At 68.6% G+C, this 14,632-nt stretch carries 12 protein-coding genes and 1 riboswitch; of the genes, 6 read left to right on the plus strand and 6 right to left on the minus strand.

Annotation, left to right across the window (positions count from 1 at the left end; all coding sequences use genetic code 11):
- Nucleotides 1-50: 50 nt before the first annotated feature.
- Together BMY69_RS12360 and BMY69_RS12365 are read right to left on the minus strand one after the other, a co-directional pair.
- Complete coding sequence (locus tag BMY69_RS12360) at nucleotides 51-1,898, minus strand: S8 family serine peptidase (protein WP_090178602.1); 1,848 nt, start codon at nucleotides 1,896-1,898, stop codon at nucleotides 51-53.
- A gap of 8 nt (nucleotides 1,899-1,906) precedes the next feature.
- A complete protein-coding gene (locus BMY69_RS12365) occupies nucleotides 1,907-4,051 on the minus strand; it encodes a YadA-like family protein (RefSeq protein WP_090178605.1) in 2,145 nt (714 codons plus the stop codon).
- A gap of 147 nt (nucleotides 4,052-4,198) precedes the next feature.
- Between BMY69_RS12365 and BMY69_RS12370 the strand changes: the two genes are divergently transcribed.
- The gene (locus tag BMY69_RS12370; protein WP_090178607.1) at nucleotides 4,199-5,857 is read left to right on the plus strand and encodes a sensor histidine kinase; all 1,659 of its coding nucleotides are present in this window, start codon (nucleotides 4,199-4,201) and stop codon (nucleotides 5,855-5,857) included.
- On the opposite strand, the gene BMY69_RS12375 is transcribed toward BMY69_RS12370, so the two are convergent.
- From BMY69_RS12375 to fumC, 4 genes are all read right to left on the minus strand, one after another.
- Complete coding sequence (locus tag BMY69_RS12375) at nucleotides 5,817-6,545, minus strand: response regulator transcription factor (protein WP_090178609.1); 729 nt, start codon at nucleotides 6,543-6,545, stop codon at nucleotides 5,817-5,819. The two genes, BMY69_RS12370 and BMY69_RS12375, sit on opposite strands and share 41 nt — an antisense overlap.
- Nucleotides 6,546-6,633: 88 nt before the next feature.
- The gene (mqo, locus tag BMY69_RS12380) at nucleotides 6,634-8,136 is read right to left on the minus strand and encodes a malate dehydrogenase (quinone) (RefSeq protein ID WP_090178612.1); all 1,503 of its coding nucleotides are present in this window, start codon (nucleotides 8,134-8,136) and stop codon (nucleotides 6,634-6,636) included.
- Nucleotides 8,133-8,528, minus strand: coding sequence for a cupin domain-containing protein (locus BMY69_RS12385; RefSeq protein WP_090053126.1), 396 nt, complete (start codon nucleotides 8,526-8,528; stop codon nucleotides 8,133-8,135). Before BMY69_RS12385 ends, mqo begins: the two co-directional genes overlap by 4 nt.
- A 12-nt stretch (nucleotides 8,529-8,540) precedes the next feature.
- Entirely contained in the window at nucleotides 8,541-9,989 is a 1,449-nt protein-coding gene (fumC, locus tag BMY69_RS12390) for a class II fumarate hydratase (protein WP_090178614.1), read from the minus strand.
- A gap of 212 nt (nucleotides 9,990-10,201) precedes the next feature.
- Here fumC and BMY69_RS12395 point away from each other — a divergent pair, with 212 nt between their 5' ends.
- From BMY69_RS12395 to thiS, 5 genes are all read left to right on the plus strand, one after another.
- Nucleotides 10,202-10,753, plus strand: coding sequence for a helix-turn-helix domain-containing protein (locus BMY69_RS12395; protein WP_177191160.1), 552 nt, complete (start codon nucleotides 10,202-10,204; stop codon nucleotides 10,751-10,753).
- A 110-nt stretch (nucleotides 10,754-10,863) separates the two neighbouring features.
- Nucleotides 10,864-11,298, plus strand: a complete 435-nt coding sequence (locus tag BMY69_RS12400; RefSeq protein ID WP_090178620.1) for a pyridoxamine 5'-phosphate oxidase family protein — start codon at nucleotides 10,864-10,866, stop codon at nucleotides 11,296-11,298.
- A 174-nt stretch (nucleotides 11,299-11,472) separates the two neighbouring features.
- A riboswitch (TPP riboswitch) is annotated at nucleotides 11,473-11,579 on the plus strand.
- Between the two features lie 59 nt (nucleotides 11,580-11,638).
- Nucleotides 11,639-13,462 carry a phosphomethylpyrimidine synthase ThiC gene (thiC, locus tag BMY69_RS12405; protein WP_090178622.1) on the plus strand — a complete coding sequence of 608 codons (1,824 nt, stop codon included), beginning with the start codon at nucleotides 11,639-11,641 and terminating at the stop codon, nucleotides 13,460-13,462.
- On the plus strand, nucleotides 13,446-14,441 hold the full coding sequence (locus tag BMY69_RS12410) for an FAD-dependent oxidoreductase (RefSeq protein WP_255364542.1): 996 nt from the start codon (nucleotides 13,446-13,448) through the stop codon (nucleotides 14,439-14,441). Before thiC ends, BMY69_RS12410 begins: the two co-directional genes overlap by 17 nt.
- Nucleotides 14,438-14,632: a sulfur carrier protein ThiS gene (gene thiS, locus BMY69_RS12415; RefSeq protein ID WP_090178625.1), complete on the plus strand. Its 195-nt coding sequence runs from the start codon at nucleotides 14,438-14,440 to the stop codon at nucleotides 14,630-14,632. Before BMY69_RS12410 ends, thiS begins: the two co-directional genes overlap by 4 nt.

Consider the following 14,632-nt stretch of genomic DNA (forward strand, 5'->3'; position numbering starts at 1 on the left):
CGATATCCGCGCTACCGTGACGCCTGTGGGCCGACGATCCGTGCCGAGCCTCAGGGCTGTACGAACGAGCCGACGACGGTGAAGTTCGCGCTCTGCGTTTCGCCCACGACACGCACGTACCAGCGACCCGACGCGGGCGAGCTCGACGCCACGACTTCCGCGTTGCCCGCATGCCGCGAGACGAGCGTCGCATCCGAACCGTCCGCGGCGGGTAGCTGGCCCAGGCGCGCGTAGAGGGTGACGTCTCCCGATCCGCCGGTCGTCCTCAGGGTGAGGGCGCGCGCGCCGGTCGGAACGTCGAGGGCGTACGCGCTCGAACCACCCGTCGGAAGCGCCGCGCCGGTCACGGGCACGTTGCGCGTGAGGATCGTCAGAGGCGGCGGCAGTGGCGTCCCGGCGGCCGCATGGATGGCGGCGTTGGCGTCGATGATCCCGGCGCCTAGCGAGGGATTCTGCGCGCTCGGGAACGGTCGCGACGTACTGACCAGGAGCGATTTGAGTTGGCCGGGCGTCAGCGCCGGTAGTTGGGCCGATCGCGCAGCGGCGATCATCAGGGCGAGGGTTCCGGCCACGTGCGGCGTGGCCTGCGAGGTGCCGGCCATGCCGCCATAGGCATAGCCGTCGGTGGACTCGTCCGGTTCGTGCGCACCCGTGTTGACCGCCGACCAGACGAAGCCCGCGTCGACGAGTTCGCCCGACGCCGCGTCGCCGGCATACGCACCGCCGCCGGGTGCCGCCACCGTGACGGTGCTGCCCCAGTTCGAGTAGAACGCGCGCCTGCCGCCGACACCCACCGCGCCCACCGTGATGACGCCGGGGCAGCTCGCCGGCGAGTAGCCGGCGGCGTTGTCGGCGCTGTTGCCGGCGGCGACGACCACCGTGATTCCGCGCGATACGGCGTTCTGGATCGCGATCGCTTCGGGCGAGTCCGGATAGCACTGGCCGGGGCCACCGAGGCTCATGCTGATGACGTCGGCCGGATGGGTGTTGTCCGGAACGCCGTCCACATGGCCGCCCGAGGCCCATTCGATCGCATCGGAGATGTCCGACTCGTATCCGCCACAGTGGCCCAGCGCGCGGATCGGGAGTACGCGTGCGCCGGGCGCCACACCCGCCATGCCGATGCCATTGTTCGTGAGTTCGGCGATGGTTCCGGACACGTGCGTGCCGTGCCACGAACTGTCCTCGGCGGCCTCCGGCGTCGTGCATCCGCCCGGCGCGTCGTACGGCGCGCCGCTGGTCCAGTCGCCGGTGTCCCATCCGCCCGGCGCACGGTCGTCGGTGTCGCGCCCGGAGATGAAGCCGCTGGAAATGAAATCGTAGCCGGCGTCGCCCAGTGTCAGGTCGATGTCGGGATGATGCGTCAGGCCGGTGTCGATGACCGCGACGGTCGTGCCGCTGCCGATGCCGACCTGCCATGCGTCGACGGCGTTGACGCCGCCGAGGTTGGCGACGGCGGACGCATCCCGCCCGATCGTTTCCATGCTGCCGTTGCCGGGACGGAGGTGCCATTGATACCGCGTGAAATACGGATCGTCCGGGGTCGCCGCGTTCGCGTACGCGTGGCGGAGGTGGTCGGGTCGCACGCTGGCGACCGCGGGGTCGGCCGCGATCGCGTTCACGAGATCGGCGAGCGCGGCGTCGGAAAGCTTCGCGTCGATCGCCACGACGTCGAAGCCGCTGGCGAGGGTGCGGACGGGTCGGACGGTCGCCCGCGCGGTGCCGCCACGGAGGCGCGACTGCGCCGCGCGGGAGACCACGGCGGCGGCGTTGGCGGCGGTCGACGCGACGCCGGGTTGCATCCGGACGATCAGACGGGTCTGGAAGGCGGGTGCGGCGAGCGTCGCCTGGCAGGCCGCGAGCGCGGCAACGAAGGTCAGTGAGCGAAGGATGGTCATGGAAGTCCTCAAAGATCGAAACCGAAGCCGACGCCGGCGGAGTTCTGCGATCCGCTGAACGCCCCGCCGACACTGACGTGCGCGCGTTCGCCGATGGAGCGCGCGTAACCCACGGCCATGGCCTGCTGTCCTCCCTGCGTGCCGATGCCGACGGCGATGCGACCTCCTTGCGTGGACGCACCGCCCGCGTTGATCGCCATCTGCGTCGACGCCTGCCCCATCGCACCCGTACGGTTGAGATCGCGATCGAGCGACCGGAAGCGGCGGTTCGTCTCGTCGCGGAACGCGTCGAATTCGTTCCGCCCGACGCCGAAGCTGCCGATGCGCGCATCGGTATATGCATTGGCTTTGGCCAGCGTCGTGGCGTCGCCCTGGTCCGCGTACGAGCGCGCCGTGGTCAACGCCTCGTCGACCTGCCCGACGTTCGCCGCGTCGGTGGCGTGCACGCCGGCGGCCACGTTGCTGACCCGACGCTCGCGACCCTGCGTGCCGACCGACACGGTGTCGGCCTCCGTCGCGACCGAACCGGCGCCGAGCGCGACGCTGTTGGCGGCTGGTGCGGAGGCTCCGGATCCGACGGCGACCGACGACGCCTCGCTCGCCGCGCTGCCCGTCCCGACGGCGAGGCCGGGACCGGTGCCGGCCGGCACGCCCGACGACGGTCCCTGCGACACGTCCGCCAGCGATGTCAGCGTCCGGTCGACCGCACCGAAGGCGTCCTGCAGGCTCGTGTAGACGGTGCCCTGGATGAGGTAACTCGCACCGGGGCCACCGATGGCGGACAGCGAACGGTTGAGCTGGCCGAGGTTGACCGCGTCGAAATCGTCCGTGCCGTCGGCGACGCCGGTGAGCTGCCGGCGGAGCACCGGCGATCCGTCGCTGCCGTCGCTGCCGAACGAGACCGTCCCGGCGCGGAAGTTGCGTGCGCCGGAGCCGAGCGCGACGCCGTCCTCGACGTCGACCTGCGAATACGCGCCGATGGCGATGGCGCCTTTCTGCTCGAGATTGGCCACGGCGAAGTTGCCGATCGCGATGCTGTCCTCGCCGGTCGCCTGCGCGGCGGAACCGAGCGCCGTCGCGGAAACGCCGGTCGCGACGGCGCCGCTGCCGAACGCCGACGCCCGGAATCCTATGGCGGAGGTGATCTGGTACGAGCCGAACCCGTAGTCGTGCGCACCGCCCACGGCGGTCGCCTCGTTGTCCACGGCGCGCGCGAACATGCCGATCGCGACACCCCGGTCGCCGGTCGCCGCCGAAAGGCGTCCCATGGAAATGCTGTCGGGCGACGCGGCGTATGCGGTATAGCCCGATGCGAACGCGTACATGCCCTCCGCGAACGACCCGGCGCCGATCGCGGTCGCGTAGTCGCCGCCTGCCTCGCTGCCCGACCCGATCGATGTCGACGCGAGTCCCGCGGCGTTCGGCGCGAGCAGTGGCGTTCCGGGGGAAAATTCGAGCAGCGCACCCGTGGCATCGCGGCCCGCGCTGCCGATGGCGATCGCGCTGGCGCCCGTCGCCTGGGCACCGGTGCCGATGGCGGTGCCGTTGGTGCTGGAGGCGCTCGCGCCGAATCCGGCGGCGATGGCGTAGTCGCCGCTGGCGTTCGCGCCGCCGCCGAGCGCCGTCGCCGCCTGCCCCGAGGCGGAGGTGAGGCGCGACACCGGCGAGCCATAGTCGTCGAAACCTTCCGCGTACCCGCCGATGGCCAGTGCCGACGTACCGGTCACCGAGCTTCCCGCGCCGAACGCCGACGCATAGTCAGCCGTGACCGTCGCGCCGTCGCCGATCGCGGTCGAGTGCGCGCCGGCGGCGAGGGAGTAACTGCCCAGCGAGAGCGCGCCGATGCCGTAGGCCTGCGCAAAGTAGCCGAGCGCCGTGCTCGCATCGCCCGCCGCGACGGACGAGGCGCCGCCCGCGACCGATCCCGCGCCCAGCGCCAGTGCATCGTCGCTGCCGTCCGCGGCACCGTCGCCCTGGAAATAGTTGCTTCCCGCCGCCTGCGTTGCGCGCGCGGTGGGCGCTTGCTGTTCGGGCGCGTTACCATCGACGTTTGCGGCGTTCGACGTGCCGGGCAGGGCAAGCGCGACGCAAAGCGCAAGGAACAGTGGTGCGTATCCGGCACGGGGGTGCCGGGAGGATGGCAGGCAGGACATGTGGTTTCCCCGGATGGTTCTGGTTTCGCCTGCGAAGCAGGGCCGTCTCGGTGACGGCGGCGTCTTTTATAGGCGTCATCTGCCTGCAATACACGCACGTACGCGCACGGAAACCTCACGGACGCTCACTTTTTCCGGAGCCCTGCCATGCCCGTCGTTCGTCCCGCCATCGCCTGGTTGAAGGCGGCGCCCGTCACCGATCCCATCGATGCACGGCACGCCCCCGCGATCCAGTTCCTGCTGCTCTTCATGATGGTGACGCTGCCGCTCAACTGGGCTTATCACCTGTTCCTCGTCAGGACGCCGGTGCGGCCGGACATGGTCGTCGACCTTGGCGTCGACGTGATGGTGTGGACGACGGCGTTACTCTGCGTGTGGCTCATTCGCCAGGGACGCCTGCGGCGTGCGGTGCAGTGGTTCGTCACGGCCATGCTCGTGGCGCTGGCCATCATGTACCTGTCGATCGGCCTGACGCGGCAGATGCTGGACCAGACCTATCCGGTGCTGACCATCGTGCTCGGCGGACTCATCCTCGGCCGGCGTTCGTTGTGGACGATCTACGCGCTCATCGTCCTCATGATGTGGGGCGGAGGCATCGTCGACGTGGTGCACCTGACCGCGCGGAACTATCCCCGTCCGTGGCTCGGCGCGGCCAATGCGCCGTCGATGTCGATGAGCTACTTCGTGATCACCCTCGTGCTCGATCGCTGCGTGTGGGCGATGCGCGGGGCGCTCGAGGAAGCGAGGAAATCCGGTGCCGAACTGCTGTCGGCGAACGCGGCGCTGCGCGCGGAGATGCAGGCCCGCGAACGCGCGCAGGAAATGACGCTCTATGCGCATCGCATGGAGACGGTGGGGCGTCTTTCGGGCGGGATCGCGCACGACGTCAACCACCTCGTCGCCATCGTCGAGGGCGCGGCGGAGCGAAGCCATGCCGTGAACGAGCCGCGCGAGCTGCGCGCGCTGATCCGCGACATCGGTTCGGCGGCGACGCGCGCCCGCGAGCTGGTCCGCCGCCTCACGGCGTTCGCACGGCGCGGCGGCGCCATGCCGGAAAGCTTCGACGCCACCCAGGCGATCGACGATATCCGGCCGGTGCTCCGGCAGATCTTCCCGTCCGCCGTGACGCTCGACGTCGATGCCTCGGCCGCCTCGATGGTCTGGATGGACCGCAGCCACTTCGACCTCGCGCTGATCAACGTCGCGACGAACGCACGCGACGCCATGGGTGCGTCGGGACGATTCGTCGTCCACGTCGGCCGACGCAGGCGCGACGACATCATGGGCGTCAGCGTCGCCCTGACGGATAGCGGACCCGGCATGACCGAGGCCATCCTGCGACGCGCGTGCGAGCCGTTCTTCACGACGAAAGCGCCGGGCAAGGGGACCGGGCTCGGGCTGGCGATGGTCAAGGACATGCTCGTGCGGAACGGCGGAGATCTCGCGATCAGGAGCGAGCCGGGATTGGGTACCACGGTCGAACTCTGGCTGCCCGAGCGCGTCGAGGACCGGCCGCTCGCGACGGTCCGCGTCATGGTGATCGAATCCGACGATGCGCGCCGCGACGCCATGTCGACGGCGCTCGAGGACATGGGTTGCATCGTCGTGGCCGTCGCCGGCGCCGGCGAAGCCTCGACGATCCTCGAACATATCGCCGACGATCTCGACGTGATCCTGGCGTCCGATATCCCCGAGGGAGCGGGTCACCTCGTCGTGATCGCACCTCGGCGCGACGTCGCCGCGGACGCGGCCGCACGCATGGCCATCAACGCCTTCCGGTCGCCGGGGCGTCCGGCGGCAGCATGACGTAACCGCGTGCGCGTACGGCACGGACGGGTAGCGTGCCGGCGTTTGCGCGCGACACCTTCGTGCGCAGCCGATGGATCGTCATCTCCAGCCGGTGCGGATCGAAATCGCCCGACCCGTCGGACAGCGCCGCGATCAGAGCGTCGCGCTCGACGGCGAAACCCCGCCGTTCATGCAGGAGTTGGAGCACGCAGCGCTCATGCGCCGTCAGCGCCACCGAGGTTCCGTCGGGCGAGCGGAGGACCCACCCGCCGTCGTGGAACGTCCAGTCCGCGCCGACACTCGCCGTGCTCGTCGACGGGCCGGATGCTAGACGACGCGCCACGCTGCGGATGGTCGCGGCGAGTACCGGTATGGCGACGGGTTTCGCCAGATACGCATCGGCGCCGTCTTCCAGGCCGCGCACGCGATCGGTGTTCTCGTCGCGTGCCGTCAGGAGGACGAGGCCCAGCGACGGCGTGCTACGCAGCCGCCGCACGATGCTGAACCCATCTTCATCGGGCAGGCCGACATCGAGAACGACCACGTCGACCGCCGCGGACGCGAGGATGGCGTCGAGTTCCGCGGGACGGCCGGCGGTGCGCACGTCGAAACCGTAGGTCTTCAGCTCCGGCGCGAGGACGCGTTCACGCAGTGCCTCGTCGTCCTCGAGCAAGGCGACGGACAACGCTGGAGGGGGCTGGGTCATGATCGGTCGGAGCGGCAGGACAGGCGTGCATCGTAGCCTCGCTTCCCCGATGGGTCACGGGCCATCGCTCGTCCGCCGCCCGACGCGTTCAGGGCCCGACGTTCTCGATCTTCAGCACGGCGGCGGTGGCCGCCCGGGTGGCATCGCACGCCGCCGCGTCCTTCGTGAGGTCGATGCCGTAGGTGGGGAAGATCGCCCGGAGCTTCGGCAGCCACGCGGAATCCGTGAGCCGGTCCGCGAAACAGGTCTGCAGCACTTCCACCGCGATCGCCGCGGCGGTGGACGCGCCAGGCGAGGCACCGAGCAAAGCCACGAGCGACTTGTCCGCCGCGGCCACGAGTTCGGTACCGAAGATCAGCCGGCCGCCAAGGTCGCCGTCGTCCGGCTTGATGATCTGCACCCGCTGGCCCGCCACGGCTTCCTTCCACTGAGGCCGCCGCGCGTTCGGGAAGAACGCCTGGAGCATCTCGAACTGGTGGTGCGCGCTCTGGAAGACCTGGCCGATCAGGTACTCCTCGAGCGAGGCGTTCTGTTTCGCCACGGACAGCAGCGGAAGGATGTTGTGCGCCGTGACGGATTCGAGAAGGTCGGCCGGCGAACCGTGCTTGAGGAACTTGGTCGAGAAGCCGGCATAGGGACCGAACAGCAACGACGTCTTGCCGTCGATCACGCGCGTGTCGAGATGCGGCACGGACATCGGCGGCGAGCCGGTGGACGCCTTGCCGTACACCTTCGCGTGATGCCGCGCCGAAACCTCGTCGACGTCGCAACGCAGCCAGATGCCGCTCACCGGGAAGCCACCGTAGCCCTTCGCCTCCGGAATGCCGGACTTCTGCAGCAGACGGATCGCGGCACCGCCGGCACCGATGAACACGAAGCGCGCGGACAGGCTCCGTGGCGTGCCGTCCGAGGTATTCCCGAAGGTCACGTTCCAGCGTCCATCACTTGCACGTTCGAGCGCGGTGACTTCGCTGTCGTAGTGCACGTCGACGCCATCGCCCTGCAGATGGTGGATCAGCAGATGGGTCAGGGCGCCGTAATCCACGTCGGTGCCCGTGACGATCCGGGTCGCCGCGACTTTCTGGTCCGGGTCGCGTCCTTCCATGATCAGCGGGGCCCACTCGGCGATCCGCGCATGGTCCTCCGTGTACTCCATACCGCGGTAGCAGTGGTGCGCGCTCATGGCGGCATGCCGAGCCTTGAGGAACGCGACGTTCTCCTCGCCCCAGACGAAGCTCATGTGCGGGCAGGGGTGCAGGAAAGCGCGCGGATCGGGAATGGCGCCGTTCTCGACGAGGTGTGCCCAGAGTTGCCGCGACACGTCGAACTGGGTGTTGACCTTCAGTGCGTCCGCGATGTCGACGCTCCCGTCGGCACGTTGCGGCGTGTAGTTGAGCTCGCAGTTCGCCGCATGCCCCGTGCCGGCGTTGTTCCAGGCCATGGAGCTCTCCAGCCCGCAGTCCTCGAGCCGCTCGACCACGGCGATCTTCAGTGTGGGATCCAGCGCGTGGAGCAGCGTGCCGGTGGTGGCGCTCATGATGCCCGCGCCGATGAGGAGCACGTCGACGCGCGCCGCGTTGTCCTGGCTCATGCCTCGTTCCTCTTCGCCGTGAAATGGAGTGGGGTGTTCGCGTCATAGACGGCGTACGCGCGCCGCCACGGTTCGCTTCCGATGAGGCGCCAGCGATGGCCGCTGCCCGAATCGTCCTGCGCGATCAGCACGTCGCCCGGATGGATCGTGAACGTCGCCCCGGACTTCACCTCGAATTCCACGGTGCCGGCGAGCGTGATGACGAACTGGGGTTGCGGGTCCTGGTGCCATTCGAAGGAACCGCCCGTCGCCGTCTCCTGGAACGAGAGCTCGCGGACCGCGATGGGCAGGCCGGACGCGCGGCCGTGCAGTCCCGCACCGATATCGAGCTCGCCTTCCTCGAAAAGGGAGTTCCCGTCGGGCCCCGTCCACATTCTTACGCATCGAATCATCGTCGTACTCCTTCAGGCGCCGGCCAGGCCATGGCCGACCATGTCCAGCGGGCGTATCGTCTTCTCGAACAGCGCTTCGTCGACCAGTCCGGAGGCAAGCGCGGCCTCTTTCAGGCTCGTTCCGTCGGCGATGGCCTTCTCGGCGATGTGCGCGGCGTTCTGGTAGCCGATGACGGGCGAGAGCGCCGTCACGAGCATCACGCTGCCCGCGACGTACTGCGCGATCTTCTCCGGGACGATCGCGGTGCCCTCCACGGAGAACTCGCGGAAGCGATCGCAGCCGTCGGCGAGGATGCGTATGGAATGCAGCACGTTGTTGATGATCACCGGCCGCATGGCGTTGAGTTCGAAATTGCCCTGGCTGCCCGCGATGGCGACGGCAGAGTCGTTCCCGAGCACCTGGATCGCGATCATGACGATCGCCTCGCACTGCGTGGGATTGACCTTGCCGGGCATGATCGACGAACCCGGCTCGTTGTCCGGCAACTTCAGTTCGCCCAGCCCGCAGCGCGGGCCGGATGCGAGCCAGCGCATGTCGTTGGCGATCTTCATCAACGCGACGGCAAGGCCCCTGAGGCCCGCGGACGCACGCACCATGGCGTCGAGCGATCCCTGCGCCGCGAACTTGTTGGGCGCGGTGACGAAGGGCTTGCCCGTCAATGTCGCCACGCTCGCGGCGACATCGCGCGAGAACCCGGGCGGCGCGTTCAGTCCCGTGCCGACGGCGGTGCCGCCCACGGCCAGTTCATAGAGTCCGCCTCGCGTCGCTTCGATCGCCTCCAGGCAGGCGCGCAGCTGACCGGCCCAGCCATGCCACTCCTGGCCGACGGTCAGCGGCACGGCGTCCTCGAGATGCGTCCTGCCGATCTTCACCACCGTCATCCATTCGTCGGCTTTGCGCTCGATGACCTCGACGAGGCGTGTCACCGCCGGGATGAGCTGCTCGTCGATGGCGAGCACCGTCGCGACGTGCATGGCGGTCGGGAACGTATCGTTGGACGACTGGCCCATGTTGACGTCGTCGTTCGGGCCGACGGGATGCTGCGTTCCGAGCGTGCCGCCGAGCAACTGGATCGCGCGGTTCGACAGCACCTCGTTGACGTTCATGTTCGACTGCGTGCCCGACCCCGTCTGCCACACGTACAGGGGAAAATGCGCGTCGAGTTTTCCGGCGATGGCTTCGTCGGCGGCCTGCACGATGGCGTCTCGCTTCCACGCCGGCAGCCGTCCCGCCGTCGCGTTCACCAGTGCGCAGGCCTTCTTCACGTACCCGTACGCGCGGTAGACCGCGACGGGCATGTGGTCGCCGCCGATGTCGAAATGATGCAACGAGCGTTCGGTCTGCGCACCCCAGTAGCGGTCGGCCGGCACGGAAACCTTTCCCATGCTGTCGAATTCTTCGCGGCGACCCGTGGCATCGATTCCGATCGGCACGGGACGCAGGCTCGGTGTGTCGTTCAAGGCGGTCTCCTCGGTCAGGCGGTGAGCGGGATTCCTCCCGGAGGCTAGGTCATGCCGCTCCGAAGCGGCTTGAAGGAAGCGGAAGCGGACGATTTTTCTATGCGACGCAAGGTTCGCCGATCGACGACGCGACCCCCCATACAGGGGGTCAAACGCGCGAGGCGCTTCGATAGCATCGGGTCCGTCTTCGACCACTGAAGATGGTGACCCTCATGCGAATCGACAGCTCACTTCCATCGGCGCCCGCGGGCGTTGGAAGTTCCCCGATACACGATGTGCAGCGGCTGCTCCAGCTCGCGCTGCGGCAGATCGCGGACACGGAGCGCGCCGACCGCCGCGCTTGCGCCTACTACATCGAACAGGCGCTCCGGCTCCACCGGCACGCCGCTTCGGTGCGGGCCCGGCCCGGCACCCACAACGGACTGGCGCCGTGGCAGGTCGCTACCGTGGAGAAGGTCGCGCTCGCTCGCCTGGACAACAACCTGTCGATCTCGGACCTCGCCTCCGCGTGCCGTCTCTCCCGGGGCTATTTCAGCCGCGCGTTCAAGGCGACGTTCGGTGAAAGCCCGCATCGCTGGCGCCACAAGAAGCGCATCGAGCATGCATGCCGGCAGATCGTCGGCACCACGGACACGCTGGCGCAGATCGCCGTGGCATGCGGCTTCAACGACCAGGCACACTTCACCCGGTCGTTCAAAGCCGCGGTCGGCACGACGCCGCACCTTTATCGGAAGGGTGCGGGCGAGCAGGGCGCCTCCTGCTGACATCCGGGACGACTCGCGGTGACCGCGCCGTGTGACCACCTGGGCGCTACCCGCTTTTCACGGTGTCCTGCCGTTTCGCATCGCAGTCTCCTCGTACCAAGGAGACCCTCATGACGATAAAGACGCTCGAAGACCTCTCGAAGAAAATGGCCGGCATCGATTTCGCGATGCTGCAGACCCATGCGGCGAACGGCGAGATCGCCGGACGCCCGATGAGCAACAACGGCGACGTCGAATACGACGGCGACAGCTGGTTCTTCTCGCTGGAAGAGACGCACGTCGTCGGCGAGATCGAGGCCAATCCCGCCGTGGCGCTGTCGTTCACCGGTTCCAAATCGCTGCTCGGCAAGCCGCCGCTGTTCGTGGCGGTCGAGGGGCGCGGGCAGATCGTTCGCGAGAAGGCCGAACTCGAGCGCCACTGGCAGAGCGATCTGGAACGCTGGTTCAAGGACGGCGTGGACACACCCGGGCTGGTGCTGATCAAGGTGAAGGCCGTCCGTATCACGTGGTGGGACGGCATGGACGAGGGAGAGATCATCCCCTGATCGTTCGCCTGTAGGAGCGCACCTGGGCACGATTGGGGCCTCTCGCGAGCGCCCTATCGCGCCCAGGTACGCTCCAACCTTCCCCTCGCAGCGTTCGTCGCCGTCCGGATCCGATCTTCACGCGGTTCCTCATCCGGGGGCTTTCGCCGCGCCGAAAATCTGCGGTAGGCTCTGACACGTTCCGAGGGGTGTCCTGCGTTGGCAGGGCTGAGATGGCGGCAGCCGGACCCTTTGAACCTGATCCGGGTCATGCCGGCGAAGGGACGGGAATGCAGCGCGCCGAGGGCGTGCGCCCTGACGATCGTCACCCGGATCTCCCATCCTCCAGGAGAAGAGATCCATGATTTCCAGCACGCCATCCAGCCACGCCGCACCGGCCGATGTCACCACCGGCCCGATCCGCGGCTCGCGCAAGATCCATCTTTCGCCGCCGGGCTACCCGGACATGCGCGTCCCGTTCCGCCAGGTGGTCCTGAGCGATCCGAAGGAAGCGCCGCTGAACCTGTACGACGCGTCGGGGCCGTACACCGATCCCGAGGTGGTCATCGATCTGGCGAAGGGCCTCCCGCACGTGCGACGAGCGTGGATCGAGCGCCGCGACTTCGAATGCATCGAGGGGCGGGCCGTGAGGCCCGAAGACAACGGCAACCAGAGCGCCGGCGCCGTCGTGGCGGCGTGTCCCGCCCGCGTGCCGTTGCATCGCGGACGCACCGGGCAGCCGGTCACCCAGTTCGAGTTCGCGGTGGCGGGCATCGTGACGGAGGAGATGGTCTACGCGGCGTTTCGCGAGAATCTCGGCCGGTCGATGGCGCTCGAGGACGCCGGTGCGCGCCGCGCGGACGGCGAGGACTTCGGAGCGGAGATTCCCGCGTTCGTCACACCGGAATTCGTGCGCAGCGAGATCGCCCGCGGACGCGCGATCCTGCCGGCGAACATCAACCATCCCGAGCTCGAGCCGATGGTGATCGGCCGGAACTTCCTCGTGAAGGTGAACGCCAACATCGGCAACTCCGCGGTCAGTTCGGGCGTGGCCGAGGAGGTCGAGAAACTCGTGTGGTCGACGCGCTGGGGCGCGGACACCGTGATGGATCTTTCCACGGGGCGGAACATCCACAACATCCGTTCGTGGATCATGCGCAATGCTTCGGTACCCATCGGAACCGTCCCCATCTACCAGGCCCTCGAGAAAGTCGGCGGCGACCCGCTGAAGCTGACCTGGGAGGTCTTCCGCGACACCCTGATCGAACAGGCGGAGCAGGGGGTGGACTATTTCACGATCCACGCGGGCGTCCGGCTCGCGCACGTGCCGCTGACGGCGCGCCGCGTCACCGGCATCGTCAGCCGCGGCGGCTCGATCATGGCCCGCTGGTGCCTCGCGGGTCATCGCGAGAGCTTTCTGTACGAACGTTTTCGCGAGATCTGCGAGATCTGCCGCCAGTACGACGTGTCGCTCTCGCTCGGCGACGGACTGCGGCCCGGCTCGATCGCCGACGCGAACGACGCGGCGCAGTTCGCGGAGCTCGAAACGCTGGGCGAACTCACGCGCATCGCCTGGGAGCACGGGTGTCAGGTGATGATCGAAGGACCGGGTCATGTGCCCATGCACAAGATCAAGGTGAACATGGAGAAACAGCTCGCGCTGTGCGGCGAGGCGCCGTTCTACACCCTCGGTCCCCTGACGACGGACGTGGCGCCGGGGTACGACCACATCACCTCCGGTATCGGCGCGGCCATGATCGGCTGGTTCGGCACGGCGATGCTGTGTTACGTCACGCCGAAGGAGCACCTCGGGCTGCCCGACCGCGACGACGTGAAGGTCGGGGTGATCACCTATCGCATCGCGGCGCATGCGGCCGACCTCGCCAAGGGTCATCCGGCCGCGAAGCTGCGTGACGACGCGCTTTCGCGCGCCCGCTTCGAGTTCCGCTGGGAAGATCAGTTCAATCTCGCGCTCGACCCCGACACGGCGCGCGCGTACCACGACGCCACGTTGCCGAAGGACGCGCACAAGGTCGCCCACTTCTGTTCGATGTGCGGTCCGAAGTTCTGTTCGATGAAGATCTCGCAGGATCTTCGCCAGGATGCCGAGGCGCTCGCCGGCATGGCGTCCAAGTCCGAGGAATTCCTCGCGGGCGGCGGAGCGTTGTATGTCCCGGCCGCTTGAAGGCATGCCCGTGGCGATCATCGGCGCGGGCGTCGCGGGTCTGTCCGCGGCGCTAGCGCTCTCGGCGCGCGGCGCACGGGTGAGCATCCACGAGCGATCCCGCTCGATCGGACGGAACGCCTGTTCGTGGATGGCCGGCGGGATGCTCGCACCGTTCTGCGAGAGGGACGGCGCCGAGCACGCCGTCTGTGAGCGCGGCCAGCTCGCGCTGACCTGGTGGCCCGCGAGGGTTCCTGGCGTCACGCAGGCGGGCACCCTGGTGCTCGCGCTTCCTCGCGATGGCGCGGAGCTCGAGCGCATGGCGATGCGGACCCACGATCACGCATGGGTCGACGGCGAGGGCATCGCCGCGCTCGAGCCGGATCTCGCGGGCCGCTTCCGTCGAGGGCTGTGGTTCGCCAACGAGGCGCACCTCGATCCGCGCAAGGCGCTTCTCGCGGCGGCCGCCGCGATCGAGCGTGACGGTGGGCACATCGAATACGACTGCGACGTTCGGCCGGGCGACTTCGACGGAGTGCCTGTCGTCGACTGCCGCGGCCTCGCGGCATGCGACGATCTGCCTGACCTGCGAGGCGTGCGTGGCGAGATGGTGATCCTGCGAAGCCGCGACGTACGCCTGTCGCGTCCCGTGCGGCTGTTGCATCCACGGACGCCCGTATACATCGTCCCACGCGACGATGGTCTGCTCATGGTCGGCGCCACCACGGTCGAGAGTCCGGACGGGCATCCGGTCACCGTGCGCTCCGCGGTGGAGCTGCTCAACGCCGCCTACGCGCTGCATCCCGCGTTGGCCGACGCTGAAATCGTCGAGCTCGGCTCGGGCGTTCGCCCCGCGTTTCCCGACAACCTTCCGCGACTGGTCGAGAGGGGCAGGGTGATCGCGTTCAACGGACTCTACCGGCACGGTTTCCTGCTTTCGCCGTGGTATGCGGAAAGGCTGGGCGACCGGTTGTCGGCACGCTACGCGGAGGCCGCATGACCATCTTCGTCAATGGCGAGGCGCAGGCGCATGCGGCGAACCTCGCCGCGTTGCTGGAGCGGATGGCGCTGTCGGGCGCCGCCGTGGCCACCGCCGTCAACGGTTGCTTCGTTCCTCGTAGCCAGCGCGAGCGGACGCGCCTCGACGACGGCGACCACGTCGAAGTGCTCGCCCCGATGCAGGGAGGATGA

This window comes from Luteibacter sp. UNC138MFCol5.1 (assembly GCF_900110505.1).
In the GTDB taxonomy this organism is placed as follows: Bacteria; Pseudomonadota; Gammaproteobacteria; order Xanthomonadales; family Rhodanobacteraceae; genus Luteibacter.